The sequence below is a fragment of the Streptoverticillium olivoreticuli subsp. olivoreticuli genome (genome assembly GCF_003391135.1).
GTDB classification, from domain to species: Bacteria; Actinomycetota; Actinomycetes; order Streptomycetales; family Streptomycetaceae; genus Streptomyces; species Streptomyces blastmyceticus.
In genome coordinates this window covers 3,496,912-3,513,004 of record NZ_CP031455.1, presented here as the reverse complement: position 1 = coordinate 3,513,004, position 16,093 = coordinate 3,496,912, and the positions used below count along the sequence as shown (strand labels likewise).

Annotated in this window: 15 protein-coding genes; 8 read left to right on the top strand and 7 right to left on the bottom strand. The window is 70.1% G+C overall.

What is annotated here, in order from left to right:
* The 5 genes from DXZ73_RS14960 to DXZ73_RS14940 form a co-directional block, all read right to left on the bottom strand.
* Positions 1 to 702, bottom strand: coding sequence for a response regulator (locus tag DXZ73_RS14960; RefSeq protein ID WP_116211487.1), 702 nt, complete (start codon positions 700 to 702; stop codon positions 1 to 3).
* A gap of 53 nt (positions 703 to 755) precedes the next feature.
* Positions 756 to 2,021: a sensor histidine kinase gene (locus tag DXZ73_RS14955; protein ID WP_240351349.1), complete on the bottom strand. Its 1,266-nt coding sequence runs from the start codon at positions 2,019 to 2,021 to the stop codon at positions 756 to 758.
* A 263-nt stretch (positions 2,022 to 2,284) separates the two neighbouring features.
* Positions 2,285 to 3,142 (bottom strand): DUF4429 domain-containing protein, encoded by an 858-nt coding sequence (locus DXZ73_RS14950; RefSeq protein WP_116211485.1) that lies wholly within the window; start codon positions 3,140 to 3,142, stop codon positions 2,285 to 2,287.
* A gap of 117 nt (positions 3,143 to 3,259) precedes the next feature.
* Entirely contained in the window at positions 3,260 to 4,480 is a 1,221-nt protein-coding gene (locus DXZ73_RS14945; RefSeq protein ID WP_240351348.1) for an alpha/beta hydrolase, read from the bottom strand.
* A 99-nt stretch (positions 4,481 to 4,579) separates the two neighbouring features.
* Positions 4,580 to 5,239 (bottom strand): TetR/AcrR family transcriptional regulator, encoded by a 660-nt coding sequence (locus DXZ73_RS14940; protein WP_116211484.1) that lies wholly within the window; start codon positions 5,237 to 5,239, stop codon positions 4,580 to 4,582.
* Positions 5,240 to 5,352: 113 nt separating this feature from the next.
* Between DXZ73_RS14940 and DXZ73_RS14935 the strand changes: the two genes are divergently transcribed.
* Together DXZ73_RS14935 and DXZ73_RS14930 are read left to right on the top strand one after the other, a co-directional pair.
* Positions 5,353 to 6,945, top strand: a complete 1,593-nt coding sequence (locus DXZ73_RS14935) for a DHA2 family efflux MFS transporter permease subunit (protein WP_116211483.1) — start codon at positions 5,353 to 5,355, stop codon at positions 6,943 to 6,945.
* Between the two features lie 123 nt (positions 6,946 to 7,068).
* Positions 7,069 to 7,443, top strand: coding sequence for a peptidase inhibitor family I36 protein (locus DXZ73_RS14930; RefSeq protein WP_116211482.1), 375 nt, complete (start codon positions 7,069 to 7,071; stop codon positions 7,441 to 7,443).
* A gap of 65 nt (positions 7,444 to 7,508) precedes the next feature.
* Here DXZ73_RS14930 and aceE read toward each other — a convergent pair whose 3' ends face one another.
* Positions 7,509 to 10,241, bottom strand: a complete 2,733-nt coding sequence (aceE, locus tag DXZ73_RS14925) for a pyruvate dehydrogenase (acetyl-transferring), homodimeric type (RefSeq protein ID WP_116211481.1) — start codon at positions 10,239 to 10,241, stop codon at positions 7,509 to 7,511.
* Positions 10,242 to 10,702: 461 nt separating this feature from the next.
* Between aceE and DXZ73_RS14920 the strand changes: the two genes are divergently transcribed.
* From DXZ73_RS14920 to DXZ73_RS14895, 6 genes are all read left to right on the top strand, one after another.
* Positions 10,703 to 11,125, top strand: coding sequence for a DUF3052 domain-containing protein (locus DXZ73_RS14920; RefSeq protein ID WP_116211480.1), 423 nt, complete (start codon positions 10,703 to 10,705; stop codon positions 11,123 to 11,125).
* A gap of 171 nt (positions 11,126 to 11,296) precedes the next feature.
* Positions 11,297 to 11,755 (top strand): peroxiredoxin, encoded by a 459-nt coding sequence (locus DXZ73_RS14915; protein ID WP_116211479.1) that lies wholly within the window; start codon positions 11,297 to 11,299, stop codon positions 11,753 to 11,755.
* A 225-nt stretch (positions 11,756 to 11,980) separates the two neighbouring features.
* A complete protein-coding gene (locus DXZ73_RS14910; RefSeq protein WP_116211478.1) occupies positions 11,981 to 12,556 on the top strand; it encodes a TerD family protein in 576 nt (191 codons plus the stop codon).
* A 119-nt stretch (positions 12,557 to 12,675) separates the two neighbouring features.
* The gene (locus DXZ73_RS14905; RefSeq protein ID WP_116211477.1) at positions 12,676 to 13,251 is read left to right on the top strand and encodes a TerD family protein; all 576 of its coding nucleotides are present in this window, start codon (positions 12,676 to 12,678) and stop codon (positions 13,249 to 13,251) included.
* Between the two features lie 48 nt (positions 13,252 to 13,299).
* A complete protein-coding gene (locus DXZ73_RS14900; protein WP_116211476.1) occupies positions 13,300 to 14,445 on the top strand; it encodes a DUF475 domain-containing protein in 1,146 nt (381 codons plus the stop codon).
* Positions 14,446 to 14,546: 101 nt separating this feature from the next.
* On the top strand, positions 14,547 to 15,293 hold the full coding sequence (locus tag DXZ73_RS14895; RefSeq protein WP_116211475.1) for a TerD family protein: 747 nt from the start codon (positions 14,547 to 14,549) through the stop codon (positions 15,291 to 15,293).
* Positions 15,294 to 15,306: 13 nt separating this feature from the next.
* Here the strand turns inward: DXZ73_RS14895 and DXZ73_RS14890 are convergent, their stop codons facing one another.
* Positions 15,307 to 16,059 carry a TerD family protein gene (locus tag DXZ73_RS14890; protein WP_116211474.1) on the bottom strand — a complete coding sequence of 251 codons (753 nt, stop codon included), beginning with the start codon at positions 16,057 to 16,059 and terminating at the stop codon, positions 15,307 to 15,309.
* Between the last annotated feature and the right edge of the window lie 34 nt (positions 16,060 to 16,093).

Sequence of the window (16,093 nt, the reverse complement as noted above, 5' to 3'; positions counted from 1 at the left end):
TCACCGGTCCCCCGGGGCGACCAGCCCCGATTCGTACGCGAAGATCACGGCCTGCGCCCGGTCGCGCAGGCCGAGCTTCGCCAGGACCCGCCCGATGTGGGTCTTCACCGTCTGCTCCGCCACGACCAGGGACGCCGCGATCTCCTGGTTGGAGAGCCCGCGCGCGATGAGTTCGAGCACCTCGGTCTCACGCGGCGTCAGACCGTGGAGGCGCAGCGAGGGATCCCGCCGCCGCGCGGGCCGTTGCCGAGCGAAGTCCGCGATGAGCCGACGGGTCACCGAGGGGGCGAGTAGCGCCTCGCCCGCCGCCACGACCCGCACCGCCGAGATCAGATCGGCCGGCGGCGCGTCCTTGAGGAGGAAGCCGGAGGCGCCCGCGCGCAGCGCCTCGTAGACGTAGTCGTCGACGTCGAAGGTGGTCAGCATCAGCACCTTCGGCCGGTGCACCACCCCTGGCATGGGGCCTCCCCGCGAAGCAGGGGAAGGGTCGAGGAGCTGCCGGGCGGCCTCCAGGCCGTCCATCTCCGGCATCCGGACGTCCATCAGGACCACGTCCGGGTGCGTACGGCGGCTCAGTTCCACACCCTGCCGCCCGTCGGGTGCGTCACCGACGACGTCGATGTCGGACTGCGCGGCGAGGAGCGCGGCGAAGCCCGCCCGCACCATGGCCTGGTCGTCGACGATGATCACCTTGATGGTCATGCGGTGGGTGATTTCCTTTCGGAGCGCTGCGCGGGGGCGGGGGCGGCGGGGCGTCAGTCGAGCGCGGCGAACGGCAGCCGGGCCGCCACCCGGTAGCCGCCCTCCGGCAGTGGGCCGGTGTCCAGCGAGCCGCCGACCAGGCGCACCCGCTCCCGCATGCCGACGAGCCCGTGGCCGGTGCCGGAGGACTCCAGCGGGGCGTCCGGCTCCGCCGCCGCGTCGTTGACGATCAGTACCATCAGGCTTTCCGCGTCCACGGACACCGACACCCGGGTCGTGGCGCCGGGCGCGTGCCGCACCACATTGGCCAGGGCCTCCTGCACGATGCGGTACGCCGAGAGGTCCACGGCCTGCGGCAGGGCGGCCGCGGCCGTGGCCACGTCCGGGGCGACGGTGAGCTCCACGGGCAGCCCGGACCGTACGGTCGCCTCGACCAGCTGCGGGATGCGGGTCACCCCCGGCTGCGGCGCGCGCTCCCCGCCGGGCTCCTCGCCGCTGTCCTCGCTGCGCAGGACGCCCAGCAGCCGCCGCATCTCGGTCAGCGACTCCCGGGCGGTCGCCGCGATCGCGGTGAACTCCTCGCCCGCCGCCGGCGGCAGCCCGGCGATGCGGTACGGGGCGCTGTCGGCCTGCACGGTGATCACCGACATGTGGTGGGCGACCACGTCGTGGAGCTCGCGGGCGATCCGGGTGCGCTCCTCCAGCAGGGTGCGCCGGGCGCGCTCGGCCTCGCTGATGTGCTCCTGCTCGGCCAGCGCCCGCCGGGCGTCCCCCCGCCCGCGCAGCGCGCCGCCGAGCACCAGCAGGATGCCGCCGAGCACCGGGAGCGTCACCCATGCGGCGGAGCCGCGCCCGGGGCAGACGCTCTGGAAGACCAGGCCCGCGGCCCCGGTCAGAACCCAGACGGCGACCAGCGTGCGGGGCCGCTCGCGCAGCGCCAGCGCGAGGAACAGCAGCAGCATCCCGATGATCACCATCGGCGTCCACGGCCAGGGCCGGTCCGCGTTCGGCGGCACGGCGAGCAGCGCCGCCGCCCCCGCGACATCGGCGAGGAACGCGATCGCCCACGCGAGCAGCGGCCGCTTCACCGCGACGAACAGCGGCCCGACCTGGAGGAACGCGAGCACCGTGGCGACACCGGCGTTCAGGCCGTATTCCTTGGTCAGGACGGTGGCGGTGACCGGCAGCAGGATCGCGGTGAACAGCGCGGCCACGGCGTACGGCAGCAGGCGCACCCACCGCCTCCTGGCCTGGCCGAGGAGGGCGGCGGGGGGCTGTGGCGTGAAGAGATCGCGCGCGAAGCGGAGCGGTTGGATCATGGCGCTCTCAGCGTAGGGGCCCGGCGGCCGGCGGGCGTCACACCGTGGTGTGGACCCGGAAGTCATACCCGGGTATCAGCCGGGGCGGTCTGCCACCTGCGGTGGGAGCGTCCTCAGGCGCCGGACGGGCTGGTTGTTGCCCGGAACGGGCAGGAGTACGTACCTGCATCGGCCACATCCAGCCCGTCCGGCGCCTGAGGACACCGCCGCGCAGCGGTGGTGCGCCGCCGCCACGGCCGGAACGACCCTGCCCCGCCACAGCGTCACAGCTCGGCCAGCAGCTGTGCCTTCTTCGAGCTGAACTCGTCGTCCGTCAGCAGGCCCGCGTCGTGCAGCGCTCCCAGATGGCGGATCCGGTCCGCGATGCCGCCGGGGTCGGGGCGGGCCGAGGGCAGGCGCGCGGCCACCGGTGTGGTGGACCGTACGGCCTCCAGGACCGCCGCCGCGAAGGGGAGGGATTCGTGGACGAGCCCGTAGCCCATGCCGAAGACGACCGCCGCCGGGTCCTGGTCGGCCTCGCCGGGGTACTCGTCCGGTGCCTGGCCGCGCCGCACCAGCCGCAGGCAGCCGCCCGTCGCGTCGGGGGAGCGCCACTCGACGCCCGACAGCTCGTCGACGGGGAAGCGCTGGTCGCCCGCCTTCCACTTGGCGGAGGACGCGCCCGTCCAGAACCAGCGGAAGGCGACGGCCGCGCCGTCGAAGGACGCCTTGCCGTCGTAGGCCTTGAAGGACAGGGGCGGGGCGGGGGCGGCCACCAGGTGGCGCTCGGCGGGTTCGGCGGCGTAGGGGCCGAGCGCGGACCGTATCTCGTCGGCGTAGTACTCCGCGAGGGCGTCGCGCTCCGCGGGCAGCACCAGGCGGTAGGGGTCGCAGCCCTCCTTGAGCTGGCCGGCGGCCGCGTCCATCAGCGGGTCGGCGCCCGGTCTGGGCACAGCGCGCAGCACCACCGTGCCGCGCTTCCCCGGGGCCTGTTCGACGGCCGCGAGCGCTTCATAGGGGACGCGGCGCTCGCCGAGAGCCTGGAGCAGCTTCGGTGTGCGGATCCCCCGTTCGAAGCGGATGAGCACGGAGTCGGTGTCGAACTCCCAGGCGGCGTGGAAACCGGCCAGCACATCACCCATGCGGCTCATCGTATGCGGCGGTCGGCCGCGCGTCGCTACGCGCGTCAAAGTGACGTGCGCCCGTCCGGTCGGTGTCCGTCCAGGGGCGGCCGGGCGCCGCGGGGCGGCACGAGCCCACTACGCGAGGTCGTCCGCACACCCGCTCGCGGCCTTCGCGCAGCTGACCGCCGAGGGGAGGCCGACGCCGATGCCGGCGAAGTTGGCCAGGCTCGTCGTGCCGGGTTCGAAGTAACCCGCGTGGCCCTCCGCCCCGCGCGAGGACAGCAGCCGCGCGCCGAAGCCCGCGGAGACCGGGTCCGCGCCGTGGCCGAGGCCGCCGACCTCCAGGTGGGGGACGCCCTGGATCCAGTCGTCGGGGTCGCGCATCGCCCATATCCGGGCGCTGGTGCGCAGCTCGGAGACGTGGTCGGCGCGCATGCCGGGGCTGCCGGCGACGGCGACGTCCGTGACCCGGGGCGACATGTCGCGGACGGCGACGCCGCACACCACGGAGCCGTAGCTGTGGCAGAAGAGCGAGACGGGCGCGCTGCCGGGCAGCGCCCGCACGAGCGCCCGCAGGCGCAGCGCGCCCTCGGTGGCGAGCTTGCCGGTGGCGGCGTCCATGCCGACCCCGGCGGGGGAGGTGTAGTCGGCCCAGGCGATGACGGCGGTCCGGGTGCCGGGGCTCGCCTTCCGCTCGGCGGCGTAGAGGGAGCGGGCCATGCCGACGGGCGCGGTGTACGCGCGCTGGGTCTTCTCGAAGGTGAGGACGTTGGTGTCGACGCCCGGCACCACCACGGAGACGCGCTCGGCGCGGTCGAGGTCGCCGGTGACCTCGGCGACCCGCCCGGCACCCGTGGGGTCGAAGGCGAGGATCTGCCGCTCGCCGTCCATCAGCGATTCGAAGCGGTGCATCCGGCGTTCCGCGTCCCGGCGCCCGGAGGGGGTCAGGTCGCTCTCGCGCATGCGATGCTTCTCGACCTTGCGCGCCTGGTCGAGGGCTTCCCGGTTGGCGCGGTAGCGCAGGGTGAGCGGGGCGCCGTCGAGGTTGCCGACGACGAGGGGGTAGTGGTCGGCGAGCCGGTCGCGCTGGGCGCCGGTGAGGGAGCCGAAGAAGCGGGCCAGGGTGTCGGGGGCCGCGTCGGGGCGGGGGAGCGGGTGCCCCGCTATGGAGCCGTGCAGCCATGCGCTCAGCGCCGCCGTCCGCACGTCGCCGCCCGCTCTGTGGCTTCTGACCGCCGTCCAGCCGGTGGTCGCGAGCATGACGAAGACCACGGCCAGTGCGAGCAGTGCGCGCCACACAGCGGCCGTGGTCGTCCACGGGGCGGAGGGGGAGCCGAGCTCCGGGAAAGAAGTCACCGCCGAACACCCTAGGAGAAACCCGGCGCCGACCGTGAAGTCAGTGAGCCATCTCACGTTTGAAACGAGGGTGATTGTGCACTCGTATGCGCTTCCCGATCAGTTGCGCCAGTTCTCCGCCAACGCCGGTCCCAGTTGGTCGAGATAGCGCGTGGTGATCTTCCGGAGCTCCTCCAGGCCGGCGTTGCCGCGCTCGCCCCAGAGCTTGCCGGTCACCCGCATCACCCCGCCGAACGCCGCCACCAGCACCTGGGGTCTGGGGTCGGTCCGCACGTCCAGGCCCTCGCGCCGGGCGATCTCCCGTGCGAGCTCCTCCTCCAGCCGGGCCAGGCGGTGCAGATGGGCGGCGAAGAGCTGCGGGGTCGACTCGATCATCCGGTAGGTGCGCATGTGCAGTTCGAGCGGCACGACCGACTCGATGGCCTCCCCGACGCTGTCCCAGGAGGCGAGCACGGCGTTGCGCAGCGCGGTGAGCGGCGCCTCGGCGGCGGGCCGCTCGCGCAGCCTGGCGAAGAAGAAGGACTCCACCGAGTCCTGCACCGCCAGGGCGACCTCCTCCTTGTTCGCGAAGTAGCGGAAGAAGGTGCGCTGGGAGACGTCGGCGGCCTCGGAGATCTCGTCGACGGTCGTGCCGTCGAAGCCCTTCAGCGCGAACAGCTCAAGGGCGGAACGGATCAGGGTGTCCCGGGTGCGGCGCTTCTTCCGCTCGCGGAGCCCGGGCGGCGCGGCGCGGCCCGTCCCGTCCTCGATCGTATGCATCGAGCCTCTCCTCACACAGCGTTTTGGCTGATCAGGATAGCTGTGACCGATCTGGCAGCGGCCGTCTCATGAAACCGCTGGTCAATTGTCAGAGGCTGCCATAATCTCGAAATATGACGTCTCAGACCACCGTCGCCGACGCGACGCCGGGTCTCGGACCCCGGAAGGGGTTACGGGGCCATCCCTGGCTGACACTGCTCTCCGTCGCGATCGGCGTGATGATGGTCACGCTCGACGGCACCATCGTCGCTGTCGCGAATCCCGCCATTCAAAAGGACCTCGGCGCCACGCTCGCCGACGTCCAATGGATCACCAACAGCTATCTCCTCGCCCTCGCGGTCGCCCTGATCACCGCGGGCAAGCTGGGTGACCGCTTCGGTCACCGGCTGACCTTCCTCATCGGCACCACCGGCTTCGCCGCCGCCTCCGGTGCCATCGCGCTCTCCGACACCGTCTCGATGATCGTCGGCTTCCGGGTGCTCCAGGGCCTGTGCGGCGCCCTGTTGATGCCGGCGGCGCTCGGCCTGCTGCGGGCCACCTTCCCGGCCGAGAAGCTCAACATGGCCATCGGCATCTGGGGCATGGTCATCGGCGTCTCCACCGCGGGCGGCCCGATCCTCGGCGGCGTGCTCGTCGAGCACGTCAACTGGCAGTCGGTCTTCTACGTCAACGTGCCCGTCGGCGCCATCGCGCTCGCCCTCGGCCTGATCATCCTCAAGGACCACCGCGCCGAGCAGGCGCCCAGGTCCTTCGACCCGCTCGGCATCGCGCTGCTCTCCACGGCGATGTTCTGCCTGGTGTGGGCGGTCATCAAGGCACCCACCTGGCAGTGGGGCGACTCCAGGACCCTGATCTTCCTGGCCGCCTCGCTCGTCGCCTTCGTGCTCTTCGCCGTGTGGCAGACCAGGGTCCGCGAACCCCTGCTGCCGCTCGGCCTGTTCCGCTCCGTGCCGCTGACCGCGGGCACGATCTTGATGATCCTGATGGCCTTCGCCTTCATCGGGGGCCTTTTCTTCGTCACCTTCTACCTTCAGAACGTGCACGGGATGAGCCCGGTCGACAGCGGTCTGCACCTGCTGCCGCTCACCGGCATGATGATCGTCGGGGCCCCCACGTCCGGCGCGGTCATCACCAAGATCGGGCCCCGTATCCCCCTGGTCGTGGGCATGCTCTTCACCGCGGCCGCCTGCTTCGGCACCGCCACGCTGGACACCGACTCCGGCACGGGCGTGATGTCGCTGTGGTTCGCGCTGTTCGGCCTCGGGCTCTCGCCGGTCATGGTGGGCGCCACCGAGGTCATCGTCGGCAACGCCCCCTTGCAGCACGCCGGTCTGGCCGGTGGCCTCCAGCAGGCCGCGATGCAGGTCGGCGGCTCGCTCGGGACGGCGGTCCTGGGCGCGGTCATGGCCGCCCGCGTCGACCATCTGCTGCCCGACAAGTGGACCGCCGCCGGACTGCCGCCGGTCACGCACGAACAGCTGTCGGCGGGCTCCGATCTGGTCGCGATCGGCATCGCCCCGGTGCCGCCGGGGGTGGAGGCCGGGACCGCGCAGAAAATCACGGCCGTCGCGCATGACACTTTCGTGTCAGGCATGAGCCTGTCGTTCACGGTCGCCGGAGTCATCGCGCTGGTCGCCGCCGCATTCGGGCTGTTCACCAAGCGTGGCGCGAACGCGGACGCCGCGGCGGGCGCCGCCGCGATCTGAGAATCCCCGCGGCTGCCGCCGTCTTCCCCTATCAGGGCCCCGCTCGCGGGGCCCTCTTGGCAGCGGCCGACCGGCGCGGACAAGATCGACGCAGCACGTCACCGATAACAGGGAGTGATGCATATGCGTACGATCCGTTTCGCCGCCCTCGCCGTGGGCGCCGCGGCCGGACTGGCCCTGGTCGGCGGGCCCGCCGCGACCGCGTCCCCGGCCGGGCGCCCCGGCGACTGCGCCGCCGGACAGCTGTGCCTGTGGTCGAAGACGGGCTACCACGGTGTGCGGACGACGGGCGAGCTCTCCAAAATCGACATCGAGAGCTGTGTGACGTTACCGGCAGGGCCCGGAGCGGCCTCCTTCGTCAACCGCACCGGGCGCCCGGTCACCACGTACCAGAGCGCGACCTGCGCGGAGACCGGCGAGTTCGCCACCTACCCCTCGGGCTCGTACGTGCCGGAGTCCTCTTACGTGGTCCGGGCGTACAAGGTCTGGGAGAACTGAGCGGACAGCCGTGCCCCGGCAGGCGATGCCTGCCGGGGCACGGAAACAGCTGACGCTGCCGACGACTACGCGTCGCCGCCCGCGGCGCCCGGGTCGGCGGCCGTGACGTCGAGGAGCTGGTAGCGGTCGACCGCCTGCTTCAGGGCCGAACGGTCGACCTTGCCCTCCTTGGCGAGCTCGGTGAGCACCGCCAGGACGATCGACTGCGCGTCGATGTGGAAGAAGCGGCGGGCCGCGCCACGCGTGTCCGCGAAGCCGAAGCCGTCCGCGCCCAGCGACTGGTACGCACCCGGCACCCAGCGCGAGATCTGGTCCGGAACCGCCCGCATCCAGTCGGACACGGCCACCTTCGGGCCCTCGGCACCGGCGAGCTTGGACGTCACGTACGGGACGCGCATGTCCTCCTCGGGGTGCAGGAGGTTGAACTCCTCCACCTCGATGGCGTCGCGGCGCAGCTCGTTCCAGGAGGTCGCCGACCAGACGTCCGCCTTGACGTTCCACTCGTCCGCGAGGATCCGCTGGGCCTCGACGGCCCACGGCACGGCCACGCCGGAGGCGAGGATCTGCGCCGGGATCGCGCCCTTCTCGCCCGCCTGGTAGCGGTAGAGACCCTTGAGGATGCCCTCGGCGTCCACGTCCGCCGGCTCGGCCGGGTGCTGGATCGGCTCGTTGTAGACGGTCAGGTAGTAGAAGACGTCCTCGGCGTTCTCGCCGTACATCCGGCGCAGACCGTCCTTGACGATGTGCGCCATCTCGTAACCGAACGCGGGGTCGTAGGAGACGACGCCCGGGTTGGTGGACGCCAGCAGCTGCGAGTGACCGTCCGCGTGCTGGAGGCCCTCACCGGTCAGCGTCGTGCGACCGGCGGTGGCGCCCAGGACGAAACCGCGCGACAGCTGGTCGGCCATCTGCCAGAACTGGTCACCGGTGCGCTGGAACCCGAACATCGAGTAGAAGACGTAGACCGGGATCAGCGGCTCGCCGTGCGTCGCGTAGGCGGAGCCCGCCGCGATCAGCGAGGCCGTGCAGCCCGCCTCGGAGATGCCGTCGTGCAGCATCTGGCCGGTCGGCGACTCCTTGTAGGCGAGCAGCAGCTCGCGGTCCACGGACTCGTACTGCTGGCCCAGCGGGTTGTAGATCTTCGCGGACGGGAAGAACGCGTCCATGCCGAAGGTGCGGTACTCGTCGGGGGCGATCAGCACGAAGCGCTTGCCGATCTCCTTGTCCCGCATGAGGTCCTTCAGGATGCGGACGAACGCCATGGTCGTGGCGATCGACTGCTGTCCCGAGCCCTTCTTGGCGGTCGCGTAGACCTTGTCCTCGGGGAGGACCAGCGGCTTCGCGCGCACGACGCGGCTCGGCACATAGCCGCCCAGCGACTTGCGGCGGTCGTGCATGTACTGGATCTCCTCCGAGTCGCGACCCGGGTGGTAGTACGGCGGCAGGCCGGACTCCAGCTCCTTGTCGGCGATCGGGATGTGGAGACGGTCCCGGAAGCGCTTGAGGTCGTCGACCGTGAGCTTCTTCATCTGGTGGGTCGCGTTGCGGCCCTCGAAGTTCGGACCGAGGGTCCAGCCCTTGACGGTCTGCGCGAGGATCACGGTCGGCTGGCCCTTGTGCGCCTTGGCCGCCGCGTACGCCGCGTAGATCTTCTTGTGGTCGTGACCGCCGCGGCCCAGGTGCAGGATCTGGTCGTCGGACATGCCCTCGACCATCTTCCGCAGACGCTGGTCGTCGCCGAAGAAGTGCTCACGGATGTACGCGCCGGTCTCGGTGGCGTACGTCTGGAACTGGCCGTCGGGGGTGCTGTTGAGCTTGTTGACCAGGATGCCGTCGCGGTCCTGCGCCAGCAGCGGGTCCCAGGAGCGGTCCCAGACCAGCTTGATGACGTTCCAGCCGGCACCGCGGAACTGGGACTCCAGCTCCTGCATGATCTTGCCGTTGCCGCGGACCGGGCCGTCGAGGCGCTGCAGGTTGCAGTTGACGACGAAGGTCAGGTTGTCCAGGCCCTCGCGGGCGGCGATGGACAGCTGGCCGAGCGACTCCGGCTCGTCCATCTCGCCGTCGCCCAGGTACGCCCAGACGTGCGACTTGGAGGTGTCGGCGATGCCGCGGGCCTCCATGTAGCGGTTCATCCGGGCCTGGTAGATCGCGCCGAGGGGGCCGAGGCCCATCGAGACGGTCGGGAACTCCCAGAAGTCCGGCATGAGCCGCGGGTGCGGGTAGCTGGACAGGCCGTAGGGGGCCTTGGACTTCTCCTGGCGGAAGGCGTCGAGCTGGCGCTCGGACAGTCGGTCCAGGAGGAAGGCGCGGGCGTAGACACCGGGGGAGGCGTGGCCCTGGAAGAAGATCTGGTCGCCGCCGTCGCCCTCGTCCTTGCCGCGGAAGAAGTGGTTGAAGCCCACGTCGTACAGCGACGCCGAGGAGGCGAAGGTGGCGATGTGGCCGCCGACGCCGATGCCCGGGCGCTGGGCACGGGAGACCATCACGGCCGCGTTCCACCGGGTCGCGTTGAGGACCTTGCGCTCGATCTCCTCGTTGCCGGGGAAGAACGGCTCGTCCTTGGTGGCGATGGTGTTGACGTAGTCCGTGCTACGCATCTCGGGCACGGCCACGCGCTTCTCGCGGGCCCGCTCGATCAGGCGAAGCATGAGGTAGCGGGCACGTTCCCGGCCTCGCTCATCGACGGCTGCGTCGAGCGAGTCGAGCCACTCCTGGGTCTCTTCGGGATCGAAGTCCGGGACCTGGCTGGGAAGGCCGCCAATGATGATCGGGTTGCGATCGGATCCGGAAGCCACGCTGTTCCTTCGGTGTTCGGGTCGTGCTCAGCACGCGGTCAACTACGGTCTGCTGCTCTGTCGCGTCGGCTCCCATCGTGGACCGCGGCGACGGAAACGTCATCTCTACCGGGCGGTAACCACCACTTCATGAGACGACGTGTCAAGGGGTGGCCGAGTGGGGGCGGCCAAATCGCAACCATACGCTCCCTTTGGGAGTCGTCCGCGTACGGCCGTTCGGGCCTGTGGGCCGTAATCACACGGGGCAACTTCCCAAACCCGGCAGAATGCTGTGGCATGAATCACCCGCCCGTGCTCTTCCATGGTGGAGGTTGCGGTGGGAGAGCCGCTTCCGTCACCGTTTCGGCGGTCTCGGCGGCCGGGTACTTGCGCGAACGGTCCGGCACGTGTGGACTACGGCCAATGACTCGCGTATGCGGGGAACACAAGACACTTTCTCGAAAGATGACAGGAGGCAATAAGTGAGCGCGACCGCGGACCACGCGGAGGAGCGGACCAACCCTGCCGCCAGGCTGGGTTTCCAGCCCGGACAGGTGGTCCAGGAGATCGGCTACGACGACGACGTCGATCAGGAACTCCGCGAGGCCATTGAGGAAATCACCGGCCAGGATCTGGTCGACGAGGACTACGACGACGTGGCCGATGCCGTCGTCCTGTGGTTCCGCGACGAGGACGGCGACCTGACGGACGCGCTCGTGGACGCCATTGGCATGCTCGAGGACGGCGGGGACATCTGGCTGATGACCCCGAAGACCGGCCGCGACGGCTACATCGAGCCGAGCGACATCAACGAGGCGTCGCAGACCGCGGGTCTGAGCCAGACCAAGAGCATCAGCGTGGCAAAGGACTGGACCGGCACCCGCATGGTCGCCCCCAAGCGCTAGCGCCGGCCTTCGCAGAACCGCACCGCGCCCCCCGGCAGCACCGCTGCCGGGGGGCGCGCTGCGTGCGCCGGGGGCGCGGTGACAGACTGGCCGCACCACCCCGCCGGTGGCCGGGGCCGCCGAGGGAACGGGCCCCGGGGCCGGCACCCGTCGAGAGAGGGATGCGAACCCATGGCGATCGAGGTCGGCACCAAGGCTCCGGACTTTGCGCTGAAGAACCAGCACGGCGAGACCGTCCGGCTCTCCGACTTCCGCGGTGAGAAGAACGTCGTGCTGCTCTTCTACCCCTTCGCTTTCACCGGCGTGTGCACCGGTGAGCTGTGCGCCCTGCGCGACGAGCTCCCGAAGTTCGCGAACGACGACGTCCAGCTGCTGGCCGTCTCCAACGACTCGCCGTTCTCGCTGCGCGTCTTCGCCGAGCAGGAGGGCCTGGACTACCCGCTGCTCTCCGACTTCTGGCCGCACGGCGAGACCAGCCGCGCCTACGGCGTCTTCGACGAGGAGAAGGGCTGCGCGGTCCGCGGCACCTTCATCATCGACAAGGAGGGCGTGGTGCGCTGGACGGTCGTCAACGGCCTGCCGGACGCACGCGACCTGAACGAGTACACCAAGGCGCTCGCGGCTCTCTGATTACCTCGCCGAACCCTTATTCGGCGTTTTTCCCCGGCCGCCGGGCCCGGAACGCGATCAAGAGCGGAATCACGGATTCCGCTCTGAGCGCACCCGGCGTGCGGGTCCCGTGCGAGAAGCCTGTAATCGGTGGGAACCGGTCACTAGGATTCAAACGTTGATCGGATGCCATCGCACAAACGGGGGCGCAGGCCCTGCCCTCCCCCTCGAACCAATGGAGGATCCGTGGGAGTCAGTCTCAGCAAGGGCGGCAACGTCTCGCTGACCAAGGCGGCCCCCAACCTGACCGCGGTCATCGTCGGTCTCGGCTGGGACGCCCGTACCACCACCGGTACGGACTTCGACCTGGACGCCAGCGCACTGCTGACGAACGACCAGGGAAAGGTCGCCAACGACCAGAACTTCGTCTTCTTCAACAACCTCAAGAGCCCCGACGGCTCCGTCGAGCACCAGGGTGACAACCTCACCGGTGAGGGCGAGGGCGACGACGAGGTCATCAAGGTCAACCTGGCCGGCGTGCCCGCCGACGTCCACAAGATCGTGTTCCCGGTCTCGATCTACGAGGCCGAGGGCCGCCAGCAGAGCTTCGGCCAGGTGCGCAACGCCTACATCCGCGTGGTGAACCAGGCGGACAACGCCGAGCTCGCGCGCTACGACCTCAGCGAGGACGCCTCGACCGAGACCGCCATGGTCTTCGGCGAGCTCTACCGCAATGGTGCCGAGTGGAAGTTCCGCGCCATCGGTCAGGGGTATGCCTCGGGTCTGCGCGGTATCGCCCAGGACTTCGGCGTCAACGTCTGACCGACACTGCCGCACGGCGTCCGGCGCCGCATGCCCCGCCCCCGGTTCCGCCGGGGCGCGACGGCGTGCGGCGCCGGACGTGCATCGGACACCGTTCAACTCGGGGAGGAAGCAGGATCATGGGCGTCACGCTCGCCAAGGGAGGCAATGTCTCCCTCTCCAAGGCCGCACCCAATCTCACCAATGTCACCGTCGGTCTCGGCTGGGACGCGCGCTCCACCACCGGAGCCCCGTTCGACCTCGACGCCAGCGCCCTGCTCTGCGCCTCGGGCCGGGTCCTCGGCGACGAGTACTTCGTCTTCTACAACAACCTCAAGAGCCCCGAGGGCTCCGTGGAGCACACCGGCGACAACCTCACCGGTGAGGGCGAGGGCGACGACGAGTCCATCCTGGTCGACCTGACCAAGGTCCCGGCCGCCTGCGACAAGATCGTCTTCCCGGTCTCCATCCATGAGGCCGACCTCCGCGGCCAGAGCTTCGGCCAGGTCAGCAACGCCTACATCCGCGTCGTCAACCAGGCCGACGGCAGCGAGCTCGCGCGCTACGACCTCAGCGAGGACGCCTCCAGCGAGACCGCGATGATCTTCGGCGAGGTCTACCGCTACGGCGGCGAGTGGAAGTTCCGGGCCGTCGGACAGGGGTACGCGTCGGGTCTGCGGGGCATCGCCCTAGACTTCGGGGTCAACGTTTCGTAAAGCCGCGCGCGGCGCGGGGGAACCCCTTAGCGAAGGATTGGGTAGCCAGTGCTCCTGAAAACCTTTGGCTGGTCGTTCGCCATCACGGCGGCGGGACTGGCCTTGGCCGGCGTTCTCTGGGGGTGGCAGGGGCTGGCGATCGTCGCGATCCTCTCCGTCCTGGAGATTTCGCTCTCGTTCGACAATGCGGTCATCAACGCCGGAATCCTCCGGAAGATGAATCCGTTCTGGCAGAAGATGTTCCTGACCCTGGGCATCCTCATCGCCGTGTTCGGCATGCGGCTGGTGTTCCCGGTCGTCATCGTAGCCATCACGGCGAAGCTGGGGCCGATCGAAGCGGTCAAGGTCGCCCTTCAGGACCATGAGCGCTACGAGTCGCTCGTCACCAGCGCCCACCCGGCCATCGCGGCCTTCGGCGGCATGTTCCTGCTCATGATCTTCCTGGACTTCATCTTCGAGGACCGGGACATCAGGTGGCTGGAATGGCTGGAGAAGCCGCTCGCCCGCCTCGGCAAGCTGGACACCCTCTCCATCGTCGTCTCGCTGGTGGTGCTGCTCGTCGCGGCCACCACCTTCGCCACGGCGGTGCCGGTCCACGGCGGTGAGGGCACGGTCGACAAGGCCGCCACGGTGCTGCTGGCCGGCATCGGCGGCCTGGTCACCTATCTGATCGTCGGCGGCGTCTCCGGATTCTTCGAGGACCGCCTGGAGGAGGCCGAGGACGACGACGAGGAAGAGGGCGCGCAGAGCCCCGCGAAGAAGAGCGGCAACGGCGCGATCGTCGGTCTCGCCGGCAAGGCCGCGTTCTTCATGTTCCTCTACCTGGAGGTCATCGACGCGTCGTTCTCCTTCGACGGCGTCATCGGAGCCTTCGCCATCACCAACGACATCTTCGAGATGGCGCTGGGCCTCGGCATCGGTGCGATGTACATCCGGTCGCTGACGGTCTTCCTCGTCCGCAAGGGGACCCTCGACGACTACGTCTATCTGGAGCACGGCGCGCACTACGCGATCGGCGCGCTCGCCGTCATCCTCCTCGTCACCATCAAGTACGAGATCAACGAGGTCATCACCGGCCTGATCGGCGTGGTGCTGATCGGCCTGGCCTTCTGGTCCTCCGTGGTGCGCAACCGCCGCGCCCTGGCCTCGGGCGACGGCTCGGGAAGCAAGGCCGAGGTCTCCTCCGGGGTGTGACTCCGGCACATTTGAGGAACGCTCTGATCGGGGCGGCCGTGAGGGACACCTCGCGGCCGCCCCGCGGCATTTTCGGCTCACTCGGGGTGGGGGGCAGGGCAATGGCAATCTGGGACAAGCTCTTCGGCAACTGGGGGCGTGCGGGCGAGCAGCAGTTCGACTTCGGCGGTGCCAACGGCGCTGTCGAGCTGACCAAACGGCACCCCACGTTCTCGCTCACCAAGCAGGGCGCGGTCACCGGCAACCTCCGGGTCAACCTCTCCTGGCGGATGCGGACGACCTCGGCCTTCGACGAGAGGGGCACGATGGGGGACGGGCTGCGCCACCCGCTGCGGAAGTTCCGGCCGGAGATGGTGCAGGCGCAGGGCCCCGCCTTCGTCAACGTGGACCTGGACCTCGCCTGCATGTACGAGCTCCAGGACGGCTCCAAAGGCGTGGTGCAGCCCCTCGGCTCGATACTGGGCAGCCTCAACAACCCGCCGTACGTCCAGCTCAGCGGCGACGACAGGTTCGGCTCCGGGTCCGGCGAGACGATCTACGTCAACATGGACCACCGCGCGGAGATCAAGCGACTGCTGATCTTCGTCTACATCTACGACGGCACCCCCGCGTTCGACCGTACGCACGCGATGGTGACGCTCTATCCCGGCAACGGCCCCCGGATCGAGATCCCCCTCCACGAACGCGCCCCCGAGGCCCGGTCGTGCGCCGTGGTGATGATCGAGAACAACAAGGGCGAGATCACGCTGCGGCGCGAGATGAAGTACGTCTACGGCTTCCAGGCGGAGCTGGACCGGCTCTACGGCTGGGGTCTGCAGTGGGGACGCGGCTACAAGTCGAAGGTGTGACGGCGGGAGCGGGCTAGCGGTTCGGCTGGAACTGCGGGCCCTGCGGTGGCAACCGGAACCCGGGGTCCACCACGCTCCGCTGCTGCTGCGGATAGCCGTACGCCGACGGTACGGACGGCGGCACGGGCGGCGGTGGGGGATACCCGTACCCCGGCTGGGGCGCGGCCATGGGCGCAGGCGTGGCTGTCGACCGGGGCTCGGCCGTCCGCGGGGCGGACTCCTCGGACTCCTCGACCGAGATGCCGAATTCCGTGGCAAGCCCGACCAGCCCGGAGGCGTAGCCCTGGCCCATCGCCCGGAACTTCCAGCCCTCCCCGCGCCGGTACAGCTCGCCGCAGATCATCGCGGTCTCGGAGCCCGTCTCCGGCTGCACCTCGAAGAGCGCCACCGGTTCCCCGTCGGGCGCCCCCGCGTCGTACAGCAGCACGCACAGGTCCGGTACGAGCCCGAAGGGGCCGCCGTCCGCGGAAGCGGCCAGCACGATCCGGTCCACCGAGGGCTCCAGCGCCGCGAGGTCCGCCTCCACGGAGTCCGTCGCGCCCTCGACCAGCCGCTTCTTGGCCAGGTGGCGGACGGCGCCGGAGGGGTGGCGGGGCTGGTTGTAGAAGACGAAGTCCGCGTCCGAGCGCACGCGGCCGCCGTCGCCCACCAGCAGCGCGGAGGCATCCACGTCCGGAATGCCCGGGCCGGGGGTCCAGCGCAGCACGGCCCGTACGTTACGGGCGTCCAGCGGGATGTTCGACCCCTTCAGCATGGCGTGCGTCATGCCCGCAATCCTGCCTTCCCGTACCGGCCGCGGA

Coding starts and splice junctions, on each gene's coding strand:
- DXZ73_RS14960 (WP_116211487.1), bottom strand. CDS start 702: ATGACCATCAAGGTGATCATCGTCGACGACCAGGCCATGGTGCGGGCG.
- DXZ73_RS14955 (WP_240351349.1), bottom strand. CDS start 2,021: ATGATCCAACCGCTCCGCTTCGCGCGCGATCTCTTCACGCCACAGCCC.
- DXZ73_RS14950 (WP_116211485.1), bottom strand. CDS start 3,142: ATGGGTGATGTGCTGGCCGGTTTCCACGCCGCCTGGGAGTTCGACACC.
- DXZ73_RS14940 (WP_116211484.1), bottom strand. CDS start 5,239: ATGCATACGATCGAGGACGGGACGGGCCGCGCCGCGCCGCCCGGGCTC.
- DXZ73_RS14935 (WP_116211483.1), top strand. CDS start 5,353: ATGACGTCTCAGACCACCGTCGCCGACGCGACGCCGGGTCTCGGACCC.
- DXZ73_RS14930 (WP_116211482.1), top strand. CDS start 7,069: ATGCGTACGATCCGTTTCGCCGCCCTCGCCGTGGGCGCCGCGGCCGGA.
- DXZ73_RS14915 (WP_116211479.1), top strand. CDS start 11,297: ATGGCGATCGAGGTCGGCACCAAGGCTCCGGACTTTGCGCTGAAGAAC.
- DXZ73_RS14905 (WP_116211477.1), top strand. CDS start 12,676: ATGGGCGTCACGCTCGCCAAGGGAGGCAATGTCTCCCTCTCCAAGGCC.
- DXZ73_RS14895 (WP_116211475.1), top strand. CDS start 14,547: ATGGCAATCTGGGACAAGCTCTTCGGCAACTGGGGGCGTGCGGGCGAG.
- DXZ73_RS14890 (WP_116211474.1), bottom strand. CDS start 16,059: ATGACGCACGCCATGCTGAAGGGGTCGAACATCCCGCTGGACGCCCGT.